Source organism: Sphingobacterium sp. Lzh-3, from assembly GCF_046764375.1.
In the GTDB taxonomy this organism is placed as follows: Bacteria; Bacteroidota; Bacteroidia; order Sphingobacteriales; family Sphingobacteriaceae; genus Sphingobacterium.
In genome coordinates, this window is record NZ_CP177226.1 from 2,663,932 (window position 1) to 2,689,136 (window position 25,205).

Here is a 25,205-nt window from a genome sequence, read left to right on the forward strand (position 1 = left end):
CATATATTTTATGAAAAAAGTCGTATTGATTTTTGTATTCAATATAAGTTTTTTTTTCTCGTTTAGTCAAATAGCATTATATGATGCACAGTATCTTTGTAAAATTGATGCAGCTGATTTAAATGCTATCAAAAATGCAAAAACTGAAATTGGATTGTCAAATTATGAGAAAGATGTAGTTAATAATTATACTCGCTTCTTAGAGTATCCCTTTTCTGATAATATCAAAAATTTAGATATTAATACACTTAAAGGTATCTTAAAAAAGTACGACGCTTATCGAGAAAATCAATATCAAAATGCAGTGATTGCATCTATCGATAAAAACAATAAGGCGCTGCCATTTTTGCCATTAATATCTACTATTGCTGGAGGAGGATTATCATTAGATGCTGATCAGCAGACAAAAATTATTGATGGAATTACAAAATATTATGCGGAGGAATTTCAAAAAGCGCAGCTTTTAACTTATTTACAGACTTTTAAAAATACAATTGGTGAAATAGGCGAAATGCAAGTCCTCTTTCCCCAGACTTATACAAAATTGAAATCTGTTGATCCCTCCAAATTTCCTGATTTGGGAAATGAATATAAAAGTATTTTTAACGACGACCTTTATAAAATCCCGGAACATTTAATCGCCCATATTGAAAACCATACCGCAAAAAATAATGCAGCCTTAGAAATGCACTTAAAATGGTTGAAGGCTGAAAATTTATCAAAAATTAAAGAGAATGACTACTACGAATGTTTTAAAATCACTGCAGATATTGGGCAGAAACTGATTAATAATTATCATCCCGTAGATCTTTATAATTTTTTGGACAAGCGCTATATGTACTCCCCATCTCTATTGCAAAATCATTCAAAAACTTCTGAAAAGATTAAAATAGCACTACACGGTCTTAATTTGATTCAAATGAATTTGTTGGATACAATGAAAAGAGAAACAAGCTCTAAAAATCTTTGGATCAACTTGTACAATTTACCTGCTTTAGAGAAGAAGCTGGAATGGGTATATTTTGCGGGTCTTCTGTATCAAAAAGACAGGGAGTTTTTTAACTATTTCTTTTGGGAAGCGCAGGATCTTCCTCTGGATGCTATAGAAGATACTCACATAGAGGATATGCAGAAAAAAATAACTAATATCCTTTCCGTTCTTGGTGAAATACAAGATTTTAGAGCGAACCTTAATACTGAAAACCTCCGTGAAAACTTCCCAACCTATATGGGCCTTGTAATCAAAACGGTACAGGCTATAGGTAACTATTTAGAAAACGGAGATGCTCCTTCTAGAAATATAATGCGATTTAGTCAGGTTGCTGGACATACAATAAACCTTTATGATAATGCAAGGAAAAAGGATTATAGCAACAGCTTTTATTATGCATTGGAGATAATTAATAATCTCTTACCCAATGACAAAAATGATTATGTGGAGATTACAAGTAAAATTGATAACTATAGTTCTTTTATGGCAGAAGTTATCAATACAAAAAATTCAGATGAAATTAAGGAATGCATTAAAAAATACGTTGCTCCTCCAGCTAGCTTCATTCAAAAGCGGGAGCTTTTGTGGACATTGTCAATTACAGGCCAGCCAGGCTATTTCGTGGGAGCGGAGAAACTTAAAAAAATTAAAAATAGAGCATTTTCGTCTGGAATTACGCTGCCTATGGGATTTGAATTTACGTTAAAAGCAAAGCGAAATCAAAATAGTGCTTCGTGGGGTATTTTTGCTCAACTTATTGATTTAGGCGCTGTTCTGAATTTCAGACTGGGTAATCAAACATCTACTCTTCCAGATAAAATCACATTTAAACAAATATTTTCCCCGGGCGGAATGTTTACTTATGGGGTCAAGAATTCACCACTAACTTTAGGCTTGGGCTATCAATACACCTCCGAGTTGCGTAAAGTGACAGAAAATGGAAATGAATCTTTTCCACATGGAGAACGTATATTATTTAGAGTTTCCTGGGATATCCCTTTTATCAACATTATCAAAAGTAAAGCAAGATGAAGGTATACTTACTACTATGCAGTTGGCTCCTTTTCTGTCTGAAAATTGCTTTCGCGCAGCAACAAACAACGGTTGTTCGGATAATAGAAGTTGACAATAGCTTTGACAAGGAGTCGAGGCTTAAGTTACACGCTGCTGCTAAAGAGTTTGAAGCAATTTTAAATTCCGAAGCTTTTGCCCGAGAGGTCCTCCATGAGAAGTTTAATGTTGGTAACAATGGGTTGAGTAGTGCAGAAATCTATGAATTAATAATCTCTGGCATCAATGACTATAAAAGCAATTCGAAAGATTATTCGATAGATTTGCATCTCAGCGTTTTTGATAAGTATGTTGGTTCCAGAAATTTCGGAAAGACTGATATGAACACGAGAATTACATCGACTCACAGATGTTTTATATTAAACAATAATGTAAAATGCTACACATCGCATTTGGCACATGAATATATGCATCAAATTGGATTTTATGACAAAAGGAAATGGTTGGTTGGAACAAAAACTCAAAGCGTTCCTTATAAAATTGGAAATATTATAAACAAGCTAACAGGCAATTTGGAAAACTGCAGTGCCGTTAAAAAAAACTGTAGTTTTAATAGATCGGATAACAATAAATTTGAGTGACGTGACGATAAGGAAATCAAATAGTATTTGCTGCGTTGTTAAGGTGAATATTGATTAAAGTTATCACCACTCCAATTAATTTTGACATTGTTTCATAAAATATTGGGATTTTTAATGAACGAAGATAATATCAAAAATACTACCGATCTTTATATTAGATCGAAGCCCAAAGCCGGTTAACATTTAGCCAAAGCGGACATCTAGCTAACATTGCCTCCCTTGACGGTTAACAAGGGGGGCTTTTTATTTGAAAAAATAGAAGTATGACCAAATTCAAAGGACACATCGAAATTTTTAGAGAAACCTCCGGCACCCGATTTGAAGCCTGGCGCGTACTCATTGATCCACAGGAAAAGCTATATCCGGTATTTTTTAAATGGGATGAGGGTAAGTTTGAGAATAGAGAATTTGCTATTCAATCGATGAAACGGCGGTATCCAAACCTAGAGATTCGATTACATCGCTCTTAATTTGGCGCTATTTTAAAAAGATTGCCTATTTTGTGTTTATGAATGCAGAATTAGTTCCTTACCTCAGAGCCTTTACCCATGTTAAGAGAGCCAACACCAGATATGGATTGGCACCACATAAACCGATCCTGCTCTTAACTTTGGTTGAACTGATCGAAAAAGGGGCTCGTGATCAACAATCGCTTTGAAGTTAATGTTGATCTTGTTGGACTATTTCAGGAGAACTGGCGATTGCTGGTGCGCACAGTACATCAACCAGACTTTACCCAACCCTTCTATTATCTACAGTCCGATAAGGCAGCAAATGGAAATTTCTGGCGTCTATACCCAAATCCCGGTTTTCAGATTAATGCACATATCAAAAGTGTCAAGATACTCTCAGAAGTGGTGGCATATGGCTCGTTCGACGATAAGCTTGCCGTGTTGCTTAGTGGTCCGTTGAACCGCACGACAGTTCGAGATCAATTACTTTCAACTTATTTTCCAGCTGAGCGGCATGCATATTACCGTCAAAAAGAACTGAATGACGGCTTTTACCATGAAGTACAATCTTTGGTGCTGAACGAGCCCGAGGCACAGTACAAACATATTTCTATTCAGACAGAGGAAGATGTGTTTGTCAGATCGGGGTTGTTTAAACGCTATATCCCGCAACTCTATCAGGATACCTGCGCCATGACAGGCATGCGGATGCGGTCTATTTTTAAGTACAACTTTATTGATGCATGCCATATTGTGCCTTTTGCAATTACGCATGATGACAAGGTAACGAATGGTATAGCGCTATGTCCGAATCTGCATCGCGCATTTGATAGGGGACTGGTAAGTGTAGCAGAAGATTACACCATTATGGTTTCAGCGCATATCGACGAATTAGCGGACCATCCTTATAGTTTATCAAAACTAAAAGGAAAGCCAATTTTAGTTCCTGAACTACTACGCTATTATCCATCGCAGGAAAACTTAGCCTGGCATCGGGAGAATCTTTTTAAAGGATGATATTGCTATTTCCAGAGTTTTCTGGTTTCCAAGAATAGCTCTATCTGATTTATAACTTTTGGAAGGTTTTTCAGGATGTCCTGTGTCCAGAATCTGAATACGACGTAATCCATATCCCGCAGGGCTTTATTGACGCGTATATCTTTCTGCATGTTGCGCTCGATCTTGGGAATCCAGAAAAGACGGTTGGATTTAATGTGCTCTTTATTGTTTTTCCAGTCGAATCCATGCCAAAATTCACCATCGACGAATATCGCAAGTTTATATTTTTTGATCACAATATCCGGAGTTCCTGGAAGGGACTTGTCATGAAGACGGAAACGGATATCTTTTGACCATAAAGCCTTTCTTAGAACCAGCTCGGGTTTGGAGTTGCGATTCCTGATTTTTGACATGTTGTAACTTCGCTTCGGCGTGGTGTAGAACCCCGCGGATTCCTCAAAGCGAGGAACATGAATTCTGTCGTTTTCGTCATCGTAATTTTCCATCATTCAAAGTTAAAGATAATGGCTGGTACTTTACAATATTGCTAATCAAGATTATCCTTGTTAATGGCGAAAGTTCTTCTTGTTTTGGTCTCGTCTTGAAGATTCTCTGACAATGAGCTCTGGTTCGATTACTATTTTTTTTGCAGACAATTTTACTTTTGAGTTTAAATGCTCTAATAAAAGTTCTGCAGATTTTTCACCCACAATTTCGGGTTTTTGGTCAAGTGTGGAAAGACTTGGGGACAAGTATTGTCCGAATAACTGATTAGAGAAACCGATTATACCTTTTTGAGGAGGGATAATATCTTGTGACTTTAGCTCATTTAATACACCCAAAGCTACATAATCATCACCGCCGATTATTGCATCGGGTTTTATGGGCATCGATATTAATTGCTTTGTTGCAGTTATTCCTCCCTCTGGCGAAAGCTCTCCAAATATTTGATATTCTTCCTGAATATTGATTCCCGCTTCTTTCATAGCATCTACATAGCCGCGGAATCGTTCGTTAAAGATGTGGACTTTATGATGAGTAGAAATACTTGCTATATTTTTATAACCTTGATCTAGGAGATGTTTAGTAACTATATATCCAGCTTTATAGTCATCAATTGATACAGACGAACAATCGATGGAAGGCTGGATTCTGTCAAAAAGGATTAGAGGCTTATTTTCTTCGATAAGTTTTTCAAAATGTTCAAAGGAATTCGTTTCCAATGACATCGATATGATGAATCCGTCCACTTGTGCTTCCAACATTGAGGTGATTCCTGTGATTTCAGATTCTAAAGATTCGTTGCTTTGATATAGTAAAATGCTGTACCCTTTTATCTTTAGCGTTTGTTCAATACTAGCAATCACCTTTGAGAAGAATTCTATCTTTGCGTCTGGGATAATAACACCTATGATGTTAGTTCGGCCATTGGAAAGAGAAGATGCCAACTTATTAGGACGATAGTTCATCTTTTTGGCTGTCTCTAGCACTAATCTCCTGGTCTGATCACTTATCGTAGGTACATTGTTAAGTGCACGTGATACCGTGGATTTGGTTAGGTTCAATGCCTTAGCAATATCGCTTATGTTAACTCTAGTTTTCAGAAGTATAGGGATTTTAAATAAATTTAGCTAAATCTAATCTGTAAGTTGATCTTAAAAAACAAATTATTGTTATCTTCGTATAACCAGCCGAAATAAAACTTCTTTTTAGTTACTTTGCTTGCTGTTCCGGGATTAAATTCATCTTCACCTGTTGATGGCTGTTCGAAAAAAGTATTGTTCAACAGGTAGTTTCTAAAAAGATTAAAATCGTAAATATGGAAACAAACAACATCACCATCTTCTTTTGCAACTATTACTCCTCCAAAAGAATCATATTCGCCATGCCAGGGTTTTTCTGAAGTCATTCCCATGGCACACTCGACCAGGAATTTTTTTATTTTATATTCATAAAGCTTCTGCGAGCTAGGCTCTCCACTATAAAAATCCAAGGGATCTATATCCTCAAGATATTGTGTAACTTTCTTTAAGGAATTAGTCCTATTGATCCAGCGAAAATATAGAGCATAGCCCAAAATCTCAGGTAGGTCTCCGTCAACCATTTTAAGGTTTCTCCAAAGCTGCTTAGATTGTATATCTTGAAACTTAACTAAAAAACCATTTTCTTCCAGCCTCCGAAGCCTATACCATATTTTGGATTGTTTTTTTTGTGGAGCATAGGTTTGCTTATTAAACTCTATTACATCTAAATCTTTTTGGCCAGTAACAGCGTAAATAAAATTGTTACCTGAACCAGGATTAAACAACGTCGACTTTCCTCCCAAAAGTGATTTAACACTAAATCCTAAATCTGTCTCTTTAGCTAGTCTGTGATCGTATATTCTTAAAGCGATATCTGCTTTTGAAGAAGATGCCGCCTTAATTTTGGAGATATTACATTCATCTAAAAAAGACTGTAAATTAGGTATACTAAAAGAATTGCCTTTTCCATTTTTTATACCAAGAAAAAGAAGATTCGATTGCTTTTCAAAATCTTGTTCTGTATAAAACTTAACAATATTAGACTTTTGCTGTTTAACTTCAATTCCGTTATTTCTAACAAATTCCAAGGAATTATTTAACTCATTTTTGTAGGCTTTTATAACTTCATAGACATTATTATAGTCTTTTTCCAAATTCATGTCTGATTGATAGAGTTTTCCTTCAGCTATAAGTTTAATCAGAACATAAAGTTCACTCCATTCCCCTTTATTACCTTTAAGCATATCCTATATGAATTTTAAAGTTTTTAAAAGCTCTCTTGCTGTTGCCTGGATAGCAGGTACAGCAACCGAATTTCCAAATTGTTTATAAGCCGAAGCATCGGCAACAGGAATAAGAAACTCGTCTGGAAAGCCCTGCAGTCTTGCCCATTCTCTCGGAGTCATTTTACGTATGCCCTCCCGGTTGACTTCTCCCTTTATTTTCGTAGTAGGGTTGAAATCCGTAATACGGTCATCAAATACCAAATTACGCTCGCGTCCCATACCACCGCAAACTACTGCATTTGCGATCCCGTCGTCAGCAATTACTTCAAATCCAAATCCATTTCCCTTATTAGCATGCCGGGCCTTATGTTCTTCCAATGTTTTTAAATACTGCGTTGATAGATAGTATTTTGTAGGCACTACATCTGTCTCTTTTACATCAGCAAAGGATAACGTTTTATCTAATGGTTTAGGATAATTGAATGACTCAATACCTGTACTAGGATGGAATCCTACTATAAATATTCTTTCCCGATTCTGTGGCACCCCGTAGTCCTTTGCATTCAAAACTTGCGGATCTGGAACGTAGTAACCAAGATCGTTACGTAGTACATTTAAGATTGTTTCTAGTGTTCTTCCTTTATCATGACTTCTCAATCCTTTTACATTTTCAAGAAAAAATGCTTTGGGTTGTTTACGTTTTATTATTTCAGCTACGTCAAAAAACAATGTTCCCCGAGTATCATCAAAGCCACCGCGTTTTCCAGCTATTGAAAATGCTTGGCAAGGAAATCCTGCACATAGAACGTCAAATCCATCAGGAATAAAAGATTTGGTTCTCTCTTTGGTGATATCGCCAAAAGGCAGTTCCCCAAAATTCGTCAAATATGTTCTTTTTGCTTCTTTATCCCATTCACTTGTAAAGACACACTTTCCGCCTAAATTCTGAAAGGCTAATCGAAAGCCGCCTATTCCCGCAAAAAGGTCAATAAATTGAAATTTTGGTTTACTTATTGGGACAAATGGTGCATTAATAGGTGTGAAAAGGTCTGTTTGCAAGGCCTTTTGCGCAATTTCATAGGTGATTTCCTCTTTTGGTTTCAACTGTTGAAGAGTCTCTTGGGTAAATGAAATCGCATCATCTTTATAGTAAGAGGACACCCCATTTTTATTATTATGCAAAAAGTGTGTCAAAGCCGATTCCTTATAATCTTCGGGATCATTGGGATTTACTTTGTTACGTCTTTCTGTTAAGTATTCTAAAGATATTTTATCTGTAATTTCCATTTTTTCGCTACTTCCTCTGTCTTCTTTCAGGTCGCTGCAAGATAGCGATTTTTTGGAAGAAGCTAAAGCAAGTCTAGCTCCAGGATTATGAACATTTATAAGATCCATTTGAAAATGATTGACAATTATATGTTTAAGAAATAGGAAGGTATGTTTTTTTAAATAAAATGCTGTAAAATTTTGTCTTCCTTAGCCATCTGAGCAGCAGGTATCCATACTGCTACTAAAAAGGATATTGTTAGAAGCAAAGGGAGAAAAATATTGTCAGTTAAAGTAATGCCGATGAATAGTATGATCGGAGCAATTGATATTGAAGAAAGGAGAGTACACCCCATTAGATACCAGGTTATTTTCTTTAAAATTCTATGTTTATTCGGTTTTCTGTACTTATTGGGTTTGTACTTACGAAATTTAATTACATTACTACAAATAGTGGAAATACCAGCTAGAACTGAAATCAGATCAACTAAAGTTGATTTTAAAATATTCTTTTGCATATTATAAAAGTTTAATGAAATCTTTTGTTTGCTAAATTTAATAGTATTTTATGATAAAAAAAATAGCTTGCAAAATTTTTGTTGAATCTCTCTCTTTATCAATAACAATACACAAATGATTAATTTTAGCAAATAGGCTAATGGATCTAGATTATAGGATGCCTGAACAAGTTTTGTTAAAAATGAAGATAAAAAATAATTTTATATATACTTACATTCTAATTGTTTCATTAGTATGTTATTAGGTTTTTTAAAGTGAAAGTTTTATTAACAAGTGATTATAAAGTGTAATATTTTTACGTTTAATTACTTATATTTAATTGTGAAAAGTGCTACTTAGCTTCAAATCGAATACATGTCTATTTGTCTTGGTAAGTCTGTCCCTCTCTTTTGGGAATCGTAGCCATTTATTTAAATTTTATGAAAAAGGAATTAGAATTGAGTATCCGTGCGGCATATGTAAATGAGCACTGTAAGGACATTATAGAAGATACCGATTTTTACTTTCAAAAAGCGAAAGATGCTCTGGATAGCTTACTGCAGTATGAGTTGACAGAGCAGCAAAAACAATTTCTTTTAAACAATAAGGAGGATTATCACTTATTAAAACAGGAGTATGACAACGGCTCCGAACACCATGATTTTCTCAAGTTACTTTTTACCGTTATCAGTTATTGTGACATCAGAGCATATCGTAAGCACGAATTAAACGCTTATGCCGATAAGCGCGTTCTTGCTGCCGCTGCTGTTAGGATGCCTAATTGGGTGAACCAATTACTTTGCTATAAATTTGATCTCCCCATTCCTGAAGGATCTGTAAAAAATGCGATAGCTTACTTAGAAGATCCTGTTGGAAACTTTACTATGCTCAGTGATTCGCACCGTGAACAGTTGACGCAAAACTTGTTTGGCAAAGTATATGTGAAGTCAGAAGTAGTAAATGAACTGCTTGAATATTTCCAGAATTTCGGCTTTGAGGTCAACAACCCTAAAAATTACACCCACTTATTGAGTCGCATCTGTTACCTCATTAAAGATAACTGGACAGAAAGTTTGATAGGTTTGATGGTTGCTGATTCCACAGGTTGGCAAGAGGAAGTAGCAAGACCCCAAACCGATGAACATTATGTTGCTGTCTGGAATCACAAAAAGCCTAGTGGTACAGTTGGCACAATTAAATTGCTTAGAGAATGCCTTGTGGAGAACGGCAGTTTTAAAATATTTTATACCACTCGCTATAATGTACACTATATAGCGGAAATCATAGATCTCGTTACTGATCAGAAGCAGCTTGATGAAGCGGCTTGGGAAGCTCAATATGGAGATATTGAGTGGTACAGTGACAAGTTTGAAAATTACTATGATGGAACGGGAAAAAAAGCTAAAATTATTTATCTAGCGCGCAAGCTATATAAGATTGACCCAATAAGTTCAGATAATTTTACTTTTCAGACCGGTTACCAATACCCAAGTGTTGGCAATCAGACACCCATTGTATCATATAAAACGGAAATTGAAATCATACCTGCAAAAATTACGGAAAAGCAATATATGGAAAATCAACATATTGATCCCTTAATAGAACTGCTGAAATACAAAAAGCAGATTATTCTACAAGGCCCCCCGGGAACAGGGAAGACCCTTCTTGCGAAAAATTTAGCAAAAGTATTATTTGAAGCTGACCAAGACACCATTTTAAAAAAACCTGATCAGATCAGTGTTGAGACTATAAAGGCAATAGTTAGACAAGGCCAGACTTTCCGTAGCGTGTCTGACTACGCTGATTATGAGATTATCAAGGTCAATGAAAATGGCTTTACTGTAAAGACCCACCAGACAGGTAAACAATATCCAGCAAGTTTTGCCAACATTATCAAATATTATGCTGGGCAATTCTGGTCCAAAGTGGGATCCATTAGATATGGCAATGATTCTTACGAAGCAGCTATTGCAAAATACATCTATGAACAGATCGATGCCCTGGAGCAGCGCGAAGATATCAGTAATACGAGCCGTCTCCGTATTATGCAGTTCCATCCAAGTTTTACATATGAAGATTTTGTGCGTGGTATAGAATCTGAAGTGAATGGAGATAAGTTAGGATATAGGGCTAAAAATAAACAACTGGTGTCAATGGCTGATGAGGCTACCCTTCATCCAGATCAAAATTATATCTTGATACTGGACGAGATCAACCGTGCCAACTTATCGGCGGTTTTGGGCGAACTTATCTATGCATTGGAATACCGTGGTGAAGATGTAGAGTCCATGTATCATGTTGACGGGTCAAATAAGATCAGTCTTCCCGACAATCTATATATTATAGGTACCATGAATACGGCCGATCGGAGCGTTGGCCATATCGACTATGCGATCCGTAGAAGATTTGCTTTTGTGGATGTCCTGCCCAAAAATCTAGAACTAGATTTGAATGACGGATTCGATACCGAGTTGTTTAACAAAGTGTCCAAGTTGTTTGTCAAGGACTATGATCCGACGATAGATTATACAAAAAATCGAGAACTGCTCAAAAATTCGGTCTATCTTTCAGCAGAGTTCCGTCCCGAAGATGTATGGCTCGGTCATTCCTATTTTATTAAAAAGAAAGATGCGACTATGGACATGCGACTGGACTATGAGATCAGACCCATCCTGCTCGAATATATCAAGGACGCCGTGCTTCATGAAGAAGCGCGAGCGCGTGTACTCGCACTGCCAAACGAAATTCCAGGTAAATAATTCTGAGCAGATGAAGATTTCATTGTACGAGCATGTCAGGCATGTCCTATTTGAGCAGGAATACGATGCAGATGGAAATCCGGTTGGGACTGACGAGTTATCCAAATGGTCATCCTGTATTCCTCGCGTATATAAAAATAGGCGAGGGCAGGCTTATAATTGCTTCCACATTATCAAATCAAAGAATAGAGTTGAGCTCACAGCCGATTACTATGTTGGCGTCGACTGGCTTATTCCTGGTGAAAAATATGTGCATGTGGCTCCTAAGCTCAATAAATATGTGATCGAACGCTTTTCTGAGCTGAGCAACAAGGAAGCAGATGTTGAGGAATATAAATATGAGGATTCAGAAGACACGAGAGAATTAGAAACCGAATCCAATAAAGTACAGGTTAATTACCTGAGGATGCTGTTGGATGCAATGTCAGATCCAATAGTTGCCAAAGAATGTAGGGATCTGATAAAGATCGAGTGGCATGACCCTATGATCCGTATTGAGCAGGAGGATGACAGCCTGACGCCGTTTTTGGTGGTGCAATTTCTGCAACTGCTTAGGCAGATCGTGCGGAAAGGTCTGAAAAAGTCATACTACAAGGTGAGTGAAAACCTCAGTAACCGTGTCAAGGGAAAGATCTTGGTGGGACAACAGGTCAAACATAATATCCTTAAAAATCGATTGACCAAAACCTATTGTGAGTATCAGGTGTTTGGAGAAGACAATAGTGAAAACCGTTTTCTTAAAAAGGTTTTTCAATTTGCTATCGCTTACATTGGCAATCATAGTAGCCTTTTTCAGGGTAATGAAAAGCTGCTAGAGGGAATCACCAGTTATATCAGGCCTGCATTTGAGCATATAGGAGACTTGGAAGGGGAGAATGTACTACGTCAGTTTAAGTATAATCCGTTTTTTAAAGAATATAGGGATGCCGTTCGGATCGGGAGTTACATTCTTAAGCGCTTTGCTTATAATATCAGCCAAGCGACAGAGAAGCAACCTGTGGAAACTCCGCCGTTTTGGATCGATATGCCGCGGTTGTTTGAACTTTATGTATATCAGAAGCTTTTGGAAGCCAATGGTCATGACACGGGTAAGATTAAATATCAGTATTCCACATATGGTAATTCATTGGATATTCTTATAAAAGATGGGAAGAATTCCATAATCATTGATGCGAAGTATAAGCTACAATACAAGTCTCATTTGGTGCATCAAGATATCAGGCAGGTCGCCGGATACGCGAGATTGAATAAAGTTCGGAAAGAATTGGAAATAGAAGAAGATCGGAATGTAGATTGTTTGATTATCTACCCAGAACTTTCCCTTACTGAAGAAATTAACCTGTCGGCCGAAGGCATAATAAAGGATTCGTCATATATTAATGATTATTATAAAGTATATAAATTAGGATTAGGTGTGATGAACTAATTCTTAGCGTAATAATTTTATGATATAGTTTTTATTTTTTTTAAAGATCAATTAGAGGAAAAAAAACTACAATATTAATTATAAGGATGCTTAATTAAATAGTTTGATAAAAATAATTTTGATGAGCTATTTGACCGAAGGTTTACTAAAATTGAGCTGTAACCTTCAATAAATTACATTTTTTACTATATTATTATGAATGGAGATGATTTAATTGAACGATTATTAAAATGCATAATCGAAAATAGAAATATTTTTGAAGCCCCATCTAAGTATTTCGAGGAAGATTTTGAGAATTATTTCGCCCTAAGAATTGATAATTACTATAGTTTTTTAAAGGAGAATAATTTCTCACAATATCTTAATGAGCTATATAAATTTCAATCAGGTATTACGTCAAACAAGGATGAGCTAAAATTGCTCAATAGGATATATGGATTTAGTGATGTTCTAAAGAGAGGTATTAAAAACTATTTTAATGGTAAGCCAAATAAATTTTACGAAAGCTTTTCTTCGTCTCTAGACAACTTGTTAAAATTCAAAGATAATGTATTTATAACCGAAATAACCCTTGGGACAAATTTTTATAGAGTTAGGAATTCACCTAAACCTCTAAGAGCTGTTGACATGTTTCATATACCTTTCCAATTAAGGCATCTATGTAGTACACAAAGATATTCAATACCTGGGGTTCCCTCGATTTATTTAGGATCTTCTACCAAAATATGTTTTCGCGAATTGGAAATAGATGAACCAAAATCAAAAGAAAGTTATATTTCTTTGTTCCAGACCAACAAGATCTTGAATGTATTGGAGATTTTGACAGTTGAAGGTTTCATTGGGAAAATGAAATTGGCAGATTCATTTTCGCAAAAACTTGATCTTCTGTTGAAATTTGTAACACTTTTTCCTCTCTATCTAGCTAGTACAATAAAAGTCAAAGTTAATCAAGGGTTTAAACCAGAATATATAGTGGCTCAGTTTCTATTAGAATATGTATCGTCATTGAATGAAAATGAAAAAAAAATAGATGGAATTAAGTTTCCATCTACAAAGGTTGAGGAATTCAGCTTCGAGTACAATTTGGTATTACCTATTGTACAAAATGCTGCTTCAGGACACTGTTCTTATCTAAAGCAAATATTAAGGGTATCGGAGCCTTTTTACAGTGGAGATATTTCAATTATAAAAAATACTAAAAGTTTCGATGAAATTGATTTCAAAAAGGTGGACTTAGAAGTTGCAACTGGAAAAGCTGAAATTTTACACACAGAACCATAATGAATTGAAGGATGGCTTTTAATACTAAGCACAAACATTAGAGCTTAACGAATCTGAGGTACAGTATAAACATATTTCTATTCTGACCGATGAAAATGTGTTTGCTGAATTGGATACTGTCTCATAAAGTTTGTAATTTATAGAAATGCGGAGTTTGAAAGGACTTCACATTTTTTATTTACTAACCATATAAGAGTATGATTGATAAGGAGTCACTATTAAACGACAAGGGGGGCTTAAAAGAGTTTTAAGGACGGATCAGATACAGGTACAAGCAGTATTGAAAATGTTCGAAGGAGAAATGGATGGCCACCTTTAAAAGAATGAGCGCAGTGGGCAGGGGTATTTCCGTAGCGGACATAAGAGTAAGAAAGTTCGTGGTGATCAGGGAGATCTAGAAATACAGGTTCCCTGTGATCGCGATGGTAAATTCAATCCGATCATCGTTCCCAAATGCAAGAACATAATTGATAGAGTTGAGAACGTAATCGTTTTGCTATATGCCAAAAATATGAGTGTGTCGGATATAGAAAATATGATGCGCGATGTGTATGGATTTGAGCTTTCTGAATCGACGATTTCCCGTATTACCGACCGTGTGGCGGGTGATGTTATTGCCTGGCAAAACTGCCCGCTTGGCAGCGTCTATCTGATTGCCTGGAGCATTGTTTTTAAGGCTAGGGGAGAACTCCAAAGTGGTCAATAAAACCATTTACTTTGTTGTTGGCTCTACAGGGAGGGTTATAAAGAAGTTCTGAGTAAGTGGCTGGGCAATGAGGAGAGTGTCAGTTTTTGGATGGCAATCCAGACAAATTGGAAATCCTGGGGAGTAGAGGATATGCCGATTACAGCGATTGGTGATCTTAATGGTTTCTCGGCTACTATACGGAGTGTATTCCCTGAATGTAGTAACCAGGTCTGTGTTGTCCATTTGGCTTTGAGAGAAATCTCTAGAAAATGGACAATGCCCATTCGAAACTGGGCTCTTATGCTAAATCAGTTCTTAACTTTACTTGAAAACAGAGCCTAGTTATAAGGGACATAACTGAACTCCGTAGTTTTTTATACACTTGGTGGGAACAGGCCCTTCTTTGTATGGGAATCGAGCTTCAAAATTTCTTTAATTTAATATGTACATCTTTTTTTTGTTCCTCTACTTCAATTATTTGAAATTTGGTTTTAGTTTTTAGGTCATCCTTTGTTTTATTAAGGTGATTTTTAAAATGTAAAAATTTGCTTGTGCCCGTGGAGATTATTGCTTTTCCAAAATTCACAGAGTTGTGTGGAACATATTTAAAGGCTCCAGCCTTTCCACCGTGATGTGGTACGACCAAATGATTCGTATGATAATATTTTAGTTCTTGAAGGATTAAGTTACATGTACTATAATCTGCGTCTCCAGAAAAAATAACGCTAGCAAAACTACTTTTTACACACAAAAGAATTCCGGATTTGTTCCGTGAATAGTTTTCTCTAGTTCTATAAATTTGAATATTACAATTTGGTTCACAGATACTTTCTACTTTTCTTCCTGCTTTCTTAAGATTTTTGATGTAATGTATACTATTCTTCGGAAGGCTATTTCTTATTCTATCAACAATTCTTTTTGATGTTGCATTTGGGGTATGTTCAGGAAAAATAAATGTTGAGAAACATTGTTGTATAGTTTCCGACTCCAAACCCAGTAAAGCATGATAATGATCTTTATCCCAATGACTGATTATTAACATAGGTAAATTTTTTTTGTATTCAATATATTTATCTGCGAACAGGTTATCTATTTCTTGCTTTGTTGAATGTAAATGTGATCCTATATCATAAACTATTTTAACTCGATGCTCAAATTCAACTTCATTCCAATTTGCATGCCCGACATTACGAACATTAAATCCGGATGCATCAGATACGGGGAAATTCTTGGTTAATAGAGGTAGATTTGATTTTTCATCTAAGTAATATGTGATAATTTCCTGTTTAGCTGAAAATAAATCGGATAATACTTTTGAATACTCAAATGAATATCCGATTAGATATGAATTGTGAATTTCTAGCATAGATTCCAATAGGAAAATCTCTAGCATTTTGTTTCTTGATACCCTGTAAACTGCGCCCTCTTCTAATTTTTTACCGTGATAATTTCTTATCAATACCATTGAGCTTCTTTTTTGTGGGTCACTTCGAATGAAAGTTTTGATTTCCATAAAACTTTGGTTGTCAACAAAGTCAAACAATAGTAAATTTTCAGTGGGTCTATATTCCTCAATATAAATAAAAATGTATGTGTTATTAGTATTTCTCATTTAATCTTTTTTTTAAAATAAATGCACTATTCCTTTGAAAAATAAAGTTCTCGTAAGCGAAAGTGAAAAAAGCCACTTTTACCAAAACCATGTTAGGCGATCTTTTTATTGTCTTCAAAAAATTTCATTCGCTTCAAAGCAAATGAGGTATCCTTCATTCGACCTTTATAGTAAATGATAAAAGTTCCTTTTGTCAAATATTTTAAATAGCGTTTTGGGAAGTGATATTCTCTTCCTTTGTTATCCTTCCATTGGGACACGTCATTTTCAGTGATGACAACGTAATTCATTAAATATTAAATAAACTTAAATAGTAGTGGGGGGAGTATTGTCGTCGCTTGGTTTAACAGTTCTTGCAATATCCTTTAAAATTTCATTTTGCTCGCGTAACGCTGCGGTGTGATCACGTTTGGCGACAAGATATCTATCAAGGAGACTTGAAAGAACCAGGTACAGCCCGTAGAGGCAGATTGCAATAAATCCTCCGTAAATGAGGTACATGAATAATCCGAATGAGAACATAATTATAGTTTATTGGTTAAGGTATTTTTGTTTTCAAAATCTTTTAGCCATACAGTATCCACTTTCTTAATTGCTTTCCTTATGGTGTGCTCAGGTACTTCCATCTTTAACTCATAAATGGCCTCACCGCGATTTCTTGGGTCTTTATCATTTGCAGATTTCCTAAAAGTATTAGTGTTCTTTACTAATCCCTTTAATAAACCACTCGTCCAATCGATAGAAGTTTCTAAATTTAGAACTGGCGGCAGTTTAGGAATTATGTCAGAGTTGACAAATAGTGTACCCTTTGGTAGATTTTTTATAATGATTATAACGTAGGCATTTATAAAACTGGAGATTACATTGGTTTTTTCATTTGTTGAATTATGTTGTATATATTGTTGCGTTTTAATGTTAACTGTATTTAGCTCAAATGGATCAAAATTGTCATCAATAAAATCCTCAATAACTCTATTAAATATTTTAGATATATAATAAGCAGCTTCTAACGACACTTTTTTCTTTAAGGAAGAGTATTTGATATCATATTGTTTAAGTAAGTTGTCCATATCGGTCGCAGAAAGACCTATATGGTCTCTTGCAGTTTCAATATTTTTTAAGAAAATAAAAGGTATATCCATATTGTTTAAATAGAGTGATTTCCATTTTTTAATATTGTTTTGAAAAATGGAAATGATTGTTTACATTTGCTTTATAATAAATGCGACAATACGTATAGGAGCAGTCCTACACTAACGATGTCTCTCGTTTGAGAAAACCGGCAAAATTTTACCTGCGAGAAGACTGCGAGTTCGCCATTCTATTGGATTATTTTTATCTTTACCGATATTTAGTAGCCAATAGGGCGAGCTTTGCATCAGTCTTTTTGGAGGTGAAGCAGAAAAATCTCTTGTAGATTATACTGCTAAAGGGTTTCCTGCCGGTTTCCCTCAACCATATAAGCAGCAAGGTTCTCCCTATTGGTTTCTATCAATCTGAGCTTCCTTAAACTTTTCGAGTGTCATCGTTTTTATAACCAATAAGATTATGACAAAACGATTAAACGAGCGCCAAAAACACCAGGCTTACCTCAAAAAGGTTAGCATTTGGTTTTCCAATTCAATTTTAATAAGTAAGATTATTCGGGCTCCAGAATAATCGGTTAAAAACAGTATAAACCAAAATAGGGGTTAGCGGCATTCGCAAAATAGTTCATGCCGAACAGGTAAGCACTAGGAAGGCCCTTAAACTAGGTTTTCCCGATCTGTATCAGATACACTACACCCTTTAATTTTGTGTAATTAAAAAAATTGCTCTTACGAGACTTCGAACACCTTAAATGTAGCACTTTTATTTTTAAACAACAAAATTAAATACTATAATTTTGTATTGTTATTCTATACTAAATAGGTCGGGTTTTTTAGTTCTTTCCGAGAGGAAGCGCCATAACGACCCCTAATGATGACTTGTAACCAATTTGCGGGCGCTTTGCGGAACTGTTAATTTTTTCTTGTTGTACAAGCAGTTTTTGTAAAACAATACTGCTATTGACGACCCTTTTTTAATGCAAAAAATTTGCAATTGGGGAAGCTATGCTCGCTTTGCTAGGACGGGTAGGCTCAAGTCATCTTTATTGAACCGATAAAATGAACCAAAAATATTCAAATGTGCTAGCTTTAGAGCTGGCACTCTATGAAATCCACGATACAGGATATGATCCTATCCAAAAGATTACCGACTTCTGGGAAAAGTACGACCTCATAAGTATTCAGAATACAATCAATCTGTTATTAAAAAATCACACGGATACAAACTATATGAACGAAATCTATGTAGTCAGCCATAAACAGGTTTTTTCAGCTGATCTGTTTCGTTTATTAGTCGCCTATTTTATGGCGCATACCAATCATATTCAAATCGATAACATTGATATTTCAGATGCGGAGACTACCCAGGTAAGTAGACAAGAGCTTTCGGTCACGAAAAGGATTCACGATCTCTTTGTGAGAATAGCAGACTAACTTTTAACAATAAGCAGATGAAACACAGGTCAAACTGGATATCTGCCTTATTGGATAAGGTAGACTATCGGGCAGCTATAAAAGGTGCCGAAAAAAATAATTTAAAAATAGTACTAAAGGCATGGGATAAAAAGTACCACTTCAATTGTATAGTATATAGCTTTAGGCAGATGATGTCGGCATGTACCCCTGTGCCGGTGCCAAAGAGCGTAAAGGGAATGTTTACCATAAGGACAATTCTAATCCTGTTCCTTATGATGTTCAGTTTTCATATGTTTAGTTTATCGGCTCAGACGCCCCGCAGGGACAGCTGGGCAGATGGGCCACTAGCTATCCGCGGAAAAGTCGTATCGTCAATCGATGGTAAACCCATCCAAGGGGTATCCATCCAAGTGCAAGGTGAAAAGGGTAGGGCTTCGTCCAAAAGCGATGGTTCCTTTTCATTGCCAGTTTCCAATCCTAAAGGTAAAGTCTTATTCTCCCACATGGGTTTCAGGCGATTAGAACTGCCTTATGTTGCTGGGGTATCATTGCGAGTGAAATTGATACCGATAGAGAATCAATTGGACGAGGTTGAGGTGGTCTCTACCGGGTACCAAAAGATCCCGAAAGAGCGAGCGACGGGGAGTTTCGCCCAAACGGATATGAATTACTTCAATAGCCGTCCGTCCACAACGGTGATCTCACGTTTGAAAGGTCTGGTAAGTGGCCTACGTTTCAACTCGGATAAAGATATCTCCGTACGAGGGCAGAGTACCATTTTTGCCAACGATCAGCCGCTGATTGTTGTAGACGGATTTCCCTATAGCGGTGATATCGATATGCTCAATCCGGAGGATATTGCGTCAGTAGACCTGCTCAAAGATGCAGCTGCGGCAAGCATCTGGGGGGCACGGGCGGGAAATGGCGTTATTGTTATATCGACAAAGAAAGGCCAGGCCAATCAGCCTGCGACAATTTCCTTCTCTTCACGGTTCTCGATTGCAGCAAAACCGGATCTGAAATATGCGCCCAATTATATGGATGCGCAAACGTATTTATCGGCAGAAAAGCTGCTCTTTGACAATGGTCGATATAATACCTTATTTGACGATACGCAAAACTATCCGGTTATTTCGCCTTATGTACAATTGCTCCACCAGGGAAATACTGCAGAAGCTGAGGAACTTGCTAACCAATTCGGTAGATCTGATATTCGGAATGATCTTTCGAAAGCTTTTTACCGCAATAGGCTCCTGCAAAATTATGATCTCAATATCAGTGGCGGCTATGGTAAAGGACAATATTACACCTCAGTTGCGTACAACAAAGATTTGCAAAGTCTAAACAAGAATCAGTCAGACCGCCTTTCGCTCAATCTCTCGAATACCTTGGCTATTACCGATCGCATAAAGTGGACCGTAGGATTAAATTATATAAAGGCAAGAAACTCGGTAGACAATACTCTTGCTGATGTGCTCGGTGGCCATGGTCTTTATCCTTATTCTCGTCTATGGGATGACGAGGGTAATCAAACGTCTCTATATCCCATATTTAATGGCAATTGGGTAGATCAAATCGCACCTCAAAAAGGTTTTATCGACTGGAGCTACTGGCCTCTGCAGGAACTTGGCCGTACTGAAAACCGTAGCGATAGCCATGATATCCGTGCCTATACTTCAGTAAACCTACAATTAGTCAAGGGGCTTACTGCCGATATTAGTGCGCAGACGCAACAAAGCTTTTTGGATAATAGCCTGATAGCCACACAGGAATCTTTCGCGACCCGTAATATGATCAATCAGTACGCGCAATTACAGGATGGAATGGTTGTTGGCTATAATATTCCGGTCGGGGATATTGCTAGTTTTACAAAGAGCCGTACACAGGCTGCCAACCTAAGGGGGCAGCTTAACTATACGCGCGAAGCGAAAGACTGGCGTCTGGATATGCTCTTGGGAGCTGAGCTATCGCAAACGCAACGCAGCTCGGATTATTTTAGACTGTACGGTTATGATAAGGATATTCTGACTGCGCAGCCTGTGGATTATCTGTCGTATTTCACCTTATCACCTTATGGAACGGCTGCCGCAATTCCGAACTACAGCGGTCAGGGAAAGGGCGTAACTCGGTTTGTGTCTACTTTTTTCAATGGTTCATTTGCGCTGCGCGATCGTTATATTATTTCGTCGAGCATTCGGATGGACGGCTCCAATTATTTTGGTGTCAATACCAATCAAAAGATAGTACCACTTTGGTCTACAGGACTAAAATGGCGGCTTTCAAAAGAGTCTTTCTTTAAAAAAGGACTATTCGATCAGCTTGATCTGCGTGCTACGTATGGCTATAGTGGTAATCTAGCTTCCAATCTGACTGGTGTAACCACACTGCAGTATCGTAGCAATGCAAGCTTTACCCATTTGCCCTATGCCGTGATGACCAATCTTGGCAATCCCGATCTCCGTTGGGAGCGTATTGGACAGGCGAATTTTGCTGTCGACTTTCGGCTAGCCAACAAATGGCTAGGGGGCAGTCTGGAATACTACCTTAAAAATGGAAGGGATATGATCGGCGATAAGCCCTTTGCACCGAGCAGCGGAGTGGGGTCTATGCGCGGCAATTACAGCTCTATTTCGGGCCAAGGTGTAGATGTCAAGCTGACTGCAAATGTGCTAAAGGGGAGTAGATTTGGCTTTCGCTCTGACCTCATGTTTAGCTATACCTATGATAAGGTAAAGGCCTATGATAAAGGGATTGTCCCAGTGGTAGCCTATACGGCCAACGATAATATACCACGTGTTGGCTTTCCGGTTCACAGCTTATACAGCTTCCAATGGGCAGGGCTTGATCCTACAAACGGCGACCCTCGTATTTTGGATCTGAATGGAGAGGTCAGTGCAGACTATAATAATGTACTTAACAAGCTCAATGCTGATAATCTGGTGTATAGCGGTATGACCCGCGCCAAATATTTTGGTAGCTGGATCAACCGGATTCGCTATCAGGATTGGGAGCTCGGTGCAAGCATATTATATAAACTGGGCTATGTATTTCGTAAGCCAAGCCTTTCATACAGCCAGCTTGCCAGTTCGGGAAGGCTGATTGGGCATGCTGAATTTGCTGATCGATGGCAGAAGCCAGGTGATGAATTAATGACCGATGTGCCGAGTTTTAGCTATCCGGCAAATACCAATCGTGACCTAGTATATCAACAGAGTACAGTTAATGTAGGGAAAGCAGCGCATATACGTCTGCAGGATGTATTTGTTTCCTACAGCCTAAAGCCAATGATTGGGGGGAAGCAGCGGGCAGTTAAGCTGTCGTGTCAGTTAGAAAATCTAGGACTTCTTTGGAAAGCAAATGACTGGGGATACGATCCGGATTATATTCCTGGAAATGCCAATCCAATAACAAATTATCCAATGCCATTTCAAGTAACACTTGGAGCATCTTTAACCTACTAATTCAATAACAATGAAAACATATATGCTCATATTAGCAGTGTTGGGACTAAGCGCGATGATAGCCTGTTCCAGCTCTTGGCTCAATATAAAACCGGATCAATCGCTAGTCGTGCCCAAAAGTGTTGTGGACTATCAGGCCTGGTTGGACAATACAGCCAAATTCAATAATTCAAATTCATTCGGCAATATGGAAGTCTCCGCAGACAACCTTTATGTACCTGATGCAACATTTAACGGACTCAGTTCTGCTGCTGCCCGCAATATGTATACTTGGGCAAAGGGCGGTGATGATTTTTATCAGGGTGAAGGAAGTGCCAGCTGGGGCGATGCTTACGATAAACTACTGCAGGTTAATGCAATCATCGAAGGCATCGATAAAGTGCAAAGAGATTCCGATCCTGCTGGCTGGGACAATGTGAAAGGTAGTGCATTATTCTTTAGGGCATTCTACCATTATGCGCTCTTAGCAGAATTTTGCGGGGCTTATGATGAATCTGATCCCTTAGGAATCCCGATAAAGAATACAGCAAATGTCAATGATAAGATGCTGCGTAGTTCGTTGAAACAGAGTTATGAATACGTGTTGTCGGATTTAGATGCGGCCACGAAATTATTGCCATTAGCACCAGCAAATAAACTGAGACCTTCGCGTATGGCAGCTTGGGCATTGTTATCTCGGATAAATCTTGCCATGTCAAACTACGCAACTGCACTTCGATATGCACAACTGTGCCTGACTAGCAACGATCAACTTCTGGATTATAATAGCCTAAACACGACGGCCAATTTCCCTTTTGATCGACTGAATAAGGAGGTGATTTTTTCGGCCTATATCGCCAATCCTGCAATCTTATCGCAAAATAACCATGTCATCGATAGTACATTATATGGATCTTACAGGCCCGATGACCTCCGTAAGCAGCTTTTTTTTCGTATCAATGCAGGTCTTCCACGTTTTAAAGGCGGATACTTTGGTGTCGCTAACTGTTTTGTCGGACTGGCCATTGATGAAGTGTACCTGAATGCCGCGGAATGTCTGTTGCGCAGAGGGCAACTAGCAGAGGCTGAAAACCTGTTTAATAAATTGATGGCTACGCGTTGGAAAACAGGGAAGTATATTCCTGTAAGCTTTGGCGATCAGACTGCCGCATTGGGGAACGTTCTCGAAGAAAGGCGCAAAAGTTTGCTCTTTCGTTGTCTTCGGCTTTCCGATATCAAAAGGCTAAATAAATCCACAGATCAAAAGGTGACAATGCGGCGAAAGATCAATGGCAATGAAATCGTGTTATCTCCAAATGATCCGAAGTACGTCCTGCCTATCCCGCAAAAAGAATTATTGTTAAATCCAATGCCCCAAAATCCAAGATAATATGAAAAAGATATTTTTAAGTATAGCTATCCTGTTGCATACAGTTTTTATGCTCTCAGCACAAAGGAAATCAAATTTTGTTATGAAGTTAGCGGGCTTTGATCAATTTGAGAAAGCCGCAGTGACAATACAGCGTCTAGACGAAGACGCTGACGTATTAAAACTTGAAACAGAATTGACGGATGGTCACGTCTTTTCGGTGATAGATGGAAAATGTAAGATCGAGCTGGCAAATTTGCCGAAGCATTTTATACTTACGGTCAATATGTATAAGCAGGGCTCCAGAAATGAGTTTATTGACAATTGGTATGTTTCTGCTACGGATAGTATAGTCATAACCAATAATCATTCTATAAGAAATTTTGATAAGATCACTTTTTCGGGCTTCGGTGCTGAACGATATCGTTTACAGTATACGCTGGATGGCATGTTATGGAATAGGGTTAGTTATTTCCGTTATCCTTCATCAGTAGACTATTTTACCGGTGATTTTGCCCATTTGACAATATTTGATCGTGCTGTGGATATGAATATTGAAGCTGGCAGGCTGGTCAATAAATCAGATTTGGATTTTCCCGCCAAAGAGTGGATGTTGGCTAATATGTTTTACAAAATTTACTATACCTTTCTTTTGAGGCCACTAACAGTTAGCTTCATTAGAAATGATTCCAAGCGCACGGAAGATATAGCGGGCATATTGCATAAATTTGAGTCGTCTTACGGAGGAACTATTATTGAAAAGGGCAAATTGTCGTCAAGCAATTATATTAATTTTTATCTTGCGTATTGGTCATTAAAAAATACATTGTTTGGTCAAAATAATATCAAGTATAGAATCAAACTATTGGAAGACTATTTTCAAGACCAATCATTGGAAAATATGGGCTATGCTGCTTTAAAGCGATCATTTTATGGGTTGGATGAGGAGAGTAGAAAAGTTTTCTTGGATTGGCTTATTGCACATTCGAAGTCTTCGATTCGACTAGAAAAGCTAAAGCTTAGGGAAGCAGTGGCAGTCGGCAAACCTTTTCCCGATTTCGATTTAACAGATTTAAACGGTAAGGTTTGGCATAAAAAGGACTTATTGGGAAAAGTGGTCTTTTTCGATTTCTATTATACAGGGTGTAACAACTGTGCCATTTATTTTAAAAATACAGTTTCTAAAGTAGAAGAGCATTTTAGTCAGAATCCAAACGTCCTGTTTGTTAGTGTAAGCATCGATAGAGAGAAAGAATTCTGGAAAAAGTCCGTTGAATCGAAAAAATATAATTCAGATCATAGTATTAAGCTTTACACAAATGGATTACGAGACCATCACCCGTTGATTGAATACCTAAATATAAAGGCGTATCCTTTTCCAATCCTGATGGGCAAAACAGGCTTAATTGAGACTTCGGATAATGTAAAATTGGGGAGAAGTGGCAAAAAGGTAGAAACGTTAATTGAGACTATTGATCAGGCGATACGAAAATAAAAGAAGCCGGAGTGTGACCTCCGG

The 25,205-nt window shown here is 37.4% G+C and carries 19 protein-coding genes and 1 pseudogene; 12 read left to right on the top strand and 8 right to left on the bottom strand.

The genetic code is table 11. The features are described from left to right. Window positions 1–10 precede the first annotated feature (10 nt). The 4 genes from ACLCDV_RS10955 (at window position 11) to ACLCDV_RS10970 (ending at window position 4,112) form a co-directional block, all read left to right on the top strand. Entirely contained in the window at window positions 11–2,023 is a 2,013-nt protein-coding gene (locus ACLCDV_RS10955; protein ID WP_411973680.1) for a hypothetical protein, read from the top strand. Further along, window positions 2,020–2,643, top strand: coding sequence for a hypothetical protein (locus ACLCDV_RS10960; protein WP_411973681.1), 624 nt, complete (start codon window positions 2,020–2,022; stop codon window positions 2,641–2,643). Before ACLCDV_RS10955 ends, ACLCDV_RS10960 begins: the two co-directional genes overlap by 4 nt. A 263-nt stretch (window positions 2,644–2,906) precedes the next feature. Then, on the top strand, window positions 2,907–3,113 hold the full coding sequence (locus tag ACLCDV_RS10965) for a hypothetical protein (RefSeq protein ID WP_411973682.1): 207 nt from the start codon (window positions 2,907–2,909) through the stop codon (window positions 3,111–3,113). Between the two features lie 168 nt (window positions 3,114–3,281). Further along, entirely contained in the window at window positions 3,282–4,112 is an 831-nt protein-coding gene (locus ACLCDV_RS10970; RefSeq protein ID WP_411973683.1) for an HNH endonuclease, read from the top strand. A gap of 5 nt (window positions 4,113–4,117) precedes the next feature. Here the strand turns inward: ACLCDV_RS10970 and ACLCDV_RS10975 are convergent, their stop codons facing one another. The 5 genes from ACLCDV_RS10975 to ACLCDV_RS10995 are packed head-to-tail and all read right to left on the bottom strand — an operon-like array spanning window position 4,118 to window position 8,627. After that, window positions 4,118–4,603, bottom strand: coding sequence for a very short patch repair endonuclease (locus ACLCDV_RS10975; RefSeq protein WP_411973684.1), 486 nt, complete (start codon window positions 4,601–4,603; stop codon window positions 4,118–4,120). A gap of 57 nt (window positions 4,604–4,660) precedes the next feature. Then, the gene (locus ACLCDV_RS10980; protein ID WP_411973940.1) at window positions 4,661–5,710 is read right to left on the bottom strand and encodes a LacI family DNA-binding transcriptional regulator; all 1,050 of its coding nucleotides are present in this window, start codon (window positions 5,708–5,710) and stop codon (window positions 4,661–4,663) included. Between the two features lie 11 nt (window positions 5,711–5,721). Continuing rightward, window positions 5,722–6,861 (bottom strand): HpaII family restriction endonuclease, encoded by a 1,140-nt coding sequence (locus ACLCDV_RS10985; protein ID WP_411973685.1) that lies wholly within the window; start codon window positions 6,859–6,861, stop codon window positions 5,722–5,724. A 3-nt stretch (window positions 6,862–6,864) separates the two neighbouring features. Beyond that, window positions 6,865–8,238 carry a DNA cytosine methyltransferase gene (locus ACLCDV_RS10990; RefSeq protein WP_411973686.1) on the bottom strand — a complete coding sequence of 458 codons (1,374 nt, stop codon included), beginning with the start codon at window positions 8,236–8,238 and terminating at the stop codon, window positions 6,865–6,867. Between the two features lie 50 nt (window positions 8,239–8,288). Next, window positions 8,289–8,627 (bottom strand): hypothetical protein, encoded by a 339-nt coding sequence (locus tag ACLCDV_RS10995; protein ID WP_411973687.1) that lies wholly within the window; start codon window positions 8,625–8,627, stop codon window positions 8,289–8,291. A gap of 420 nt (window positions 8,628–9,047) precedes the next feature. On the opposite strand from ACLCDV_RS10995, the gene ACLCDV_RS11000 reads away from it, so the two are divergent. From ACLCDV_RS11000 to ACLCDV_RS11015, 4 genes and pseudogenes are all read left to right on the top strand, one after another. Beyond that, entirely contained in the window at window positions 9,048–11,366 is a 2,319-nt protein-coding gene (locus ACLCDV_RS11000; RefSeq protein WP_411973688.1) for an AAA family ATPase, read from the top strand. Window positions 11,367–11,376: 10 nt separating this feature from the next. Beyond that, the gene (locus ACLCDV_RS11005; RefSeq protein WP_411973689.1) at window positions 11,377–12,792 is read left to right on the top strand and encodes a 5-methylcytosine restriction system specificity protein McrC; all 1,416 of its coding nucleotides are present in this window, start codon (window positions 11,377–11,379) and stop codon (window positions 12,790–12,792) included. 195 nt (window positions 12,793–12,987) lie between these two features. Then, window positions 12,988–14,073, top strand: coding sequence for a hypothetical protein (locus ACLCDV_RS11010; protein WP_411973690.1), 1,086 nt, complete (start codon window positions 12,988–12,990; stop codon window positions 14,071–14,073). A 337-nt stretch (window positions 14,074–14,410) separates the two neighbouring features. After that, window positions 14,411–15,103: pseudogene (locus ACLCDV_RS11015) on the top strand (transposase); the annotation flags it as partial. Window positions 15,104–15,182: 79 nt separating this feature from the next. On the opposite strand, the gene ACLCDV_RS11020 reads toward ACLCDV_RS11015, so the two are convergent. From ACLCDV_RS11020 to ACLCDV_RS11030, 3 genes are all read right to left on the bottom strand, one after another. Continuing rightward, window positions 15,183–16,373, bottom strand: a complete 1,191-nt coding sequence (locus ACLCDV_RS11020; protein ID WP_411973691.1) for a hypothetical protein — start codon at window positions 16,371–16,373, stop codon at window positions 15,183–15,185. Window positions 16,374–16,465: 92 nt separating this feature from the next. Beyond that, window positions 16,466–16,663 carry a hypothetical protein gene (locus ACLCDV_RS11025; protein WP_411973692.1) on the bottom strand — a complete coding sequence of 66 codons (198 nt, stop codon included), beginning with the start codon at window positions 16,661–16,663 and terminating at the stop codon, window positions 16,466–16,468. Between the two features lie 234 nt (window positions 16,664–16,897). Next, the gene (locus ACLCDV_RS11030; RefSeq protein ID WP_411973693.1) at window positions 16,898–17,515 is read right to left on the bottom strand and encodes a hypothetical protein; all 618 of its coding nucleotides are present in this window, start codon (window positions 17,513–17,515) and stop codon (window positions 16,898–16,900) included. 1,005 nt (window positions 17,516–18,520) lie between these two features. Between ACLCDV_RS11030 and ACLCDV_RS11035 the strand changes: the two genes are divergently transcribed. Genes ACLCDV_RS11035 through ACLCDV_RS11050 form a run of 4 tightly spaced genes read left to right on the top strand, consistent with a single transcriptional unit; the run spans window position 18,521 to window position 25,181 of the window. Further along, window positions 18,521–18,895 (top strand): hypothetical protein, encoded by a 375-nt coding sequence (locus tag ACLCDV_RS11035; RefSeq protein ID WP_411973694.1) that lies wholly within the window; start codon window positions 18,521–18,523, stop codon window positions 18,893–18,895. A gap of 17 nt (window positions 18,896–18,912) precedes the next feature. Continuing rightward, the gene (locus tag ACLCDV_RS11040; protein WP_411973695.1) at window positions 18,913–22,338 is read left to right on the top strand and encodes a SusC/RagA family TonB-linked outer membrane protein; all 3,426 of its coding nucleotides are present in this window, start codon (window positions 18,913–18,915) and stop codon (window positions 22,336–22,338) included. Window positions 22,339–22,348: 10 nt separating this feature from the next. Then, window positions 22,349–23,707, top strand: coding sequence for a RagB/SusD family nutrient uptake outer membrane protein (locus tag ACLCDV_RS11045; protein WP_411973696.1), 1,359 nt, complete (start codon window positions 22,349–22,351; stop codon window positions 23,705–23,707). A 1-nt stretch (window position 23,708) separates the two neighbouring features. Then, entirely contained in the window at window positions 23,709–25,181 is a 1,473-nt protein-coding gene (locus ACLCDV_RS11050; protein WP_411973697.1) for a TlpA family protein disulfide reductase, read from the top strand. The last annotated feature ends 24 nt before the right edge of the window (window positions 25,182–25,205 follow it).

Bases quoted from the DNA above. Each gene is read 5' to 3' on its own strand.
- ACLCDV_RS10955 (WP_411973680.1), top strand. From the start codon at position 11: ATGAAAAAAGTCGTATTGATTTTTGTATTCAATATAAGTTTTTTTTTC.
- ACLCDV_RS10960 (WP_411973681.1), top strand. From the start codon at position 2,020: ATGAAGGTATACTTACTACTATGCAGTTGGCTCCTTTTCTGTCTGAAA.
- ACLCDV_RS10965 (WP_411973682.1), top strand. From the start codon at position 2,907: ATGACCAAATTCAAAGGACACATCGAAATTTTTAGAGAAACCTCCGGC.
- ACLCDV_RS10975 (WP_411973684.1), bottom strand. From the start codon at position 4,603: ATGATGGAAAATTACGATGACGAAAACGACAGAATTCATGTTCCTCGC.
- ACLCDV_RS10985 (WP_411973685.1), bottom strand. From the start codon at position 6,861: ATGCTTAAAGGTAATAAAGGGGAATGGAGTGAACTTTATGTTCTGATT.
- ACLCDV_RS10990 (WP_411973686.1), bottom strand. From the start codon at position 8,238: ATGGATCTTATAAATGTTCATAATCCTGGAGCTAGACTTGCTTTAGCT.
- ACLCDV_RS10995 (WP_411973687.1), bottom strand. From the start codon at position 8,627: ATGCAAAAGAATATTTTAAAATCAACTTTAGTTGATCTGATTTCAGTT.
- ACLCDV_RS11000 (WP_411973688.1), top strand. From the start codon at position 9,048: ATGAAAAAGGAATTAGAATTGAGTATCCGTGCGGCATATGTAAATGAG.
- ACLCDV_RS11005 (WP_411973689.1), top strand. From the start codon at position 11,377: ATGAAGATTTCATTGTACGAGCATGTCAGGCATGTCCTATTTGAGCAG.
- ACLCDV_RS11010 (WP_411973690.1), top strand. From the start codon at position 12,988: ATGAATGGAGATGATTTAATTGAACGATTATTAAAATGCATAATCGAA.
- ACLCDV_RS11020 (WP_411973691.1), bottom strand. From the start codon at position 16,373: ATGAGAAATACTAATAACACATACATTTTTATTTATATTGAGGAATAT.
- ACLCDV_RS11025 (WP_411973692.1), bottom strand. From the start codon at position 16,663: ATGAATTACGTTGTCATCACTGAAAATGACGTGTCCCAATGGAAGGAT.
- ACLCDV_RS11030 (WP_411973693.1), bottom strand. From the start codon at position 17,515: ATGGATATACCTTTTATTTTCTTAAAAAATATTGAAACTGCAAGAGAC.
- ACLCDV_RS11035 (WP_411973694.1), top strand. From the start codon at position 18,521: ATGAACCAAAAATATTCAAATGTGCTAGCTTTAGAGCTGGCACTCTAT.
- ACLCDV_RS11040 (WP_411973695.1), top strand. From the start codon at position 18,913: ATGAAACACAGGTCAAACTGGATATCTGCCTTATTGGATAAGGTAGAC.
- ACLCDV_RS11045 (WP_411973696.1), top strand. From the start codon at position 22,349: ATGAAAACATATATGCTCATATTAGCAGTGTTGGGACTAAGCGCGATG.
- ACLCDV_RS11050 (WP_411973697.1), top strand. From the start codon at position 23,709: ATGAAAAAGATATTTTTAAGTATAGCTATCCTGTTGCATACAGTTTTT.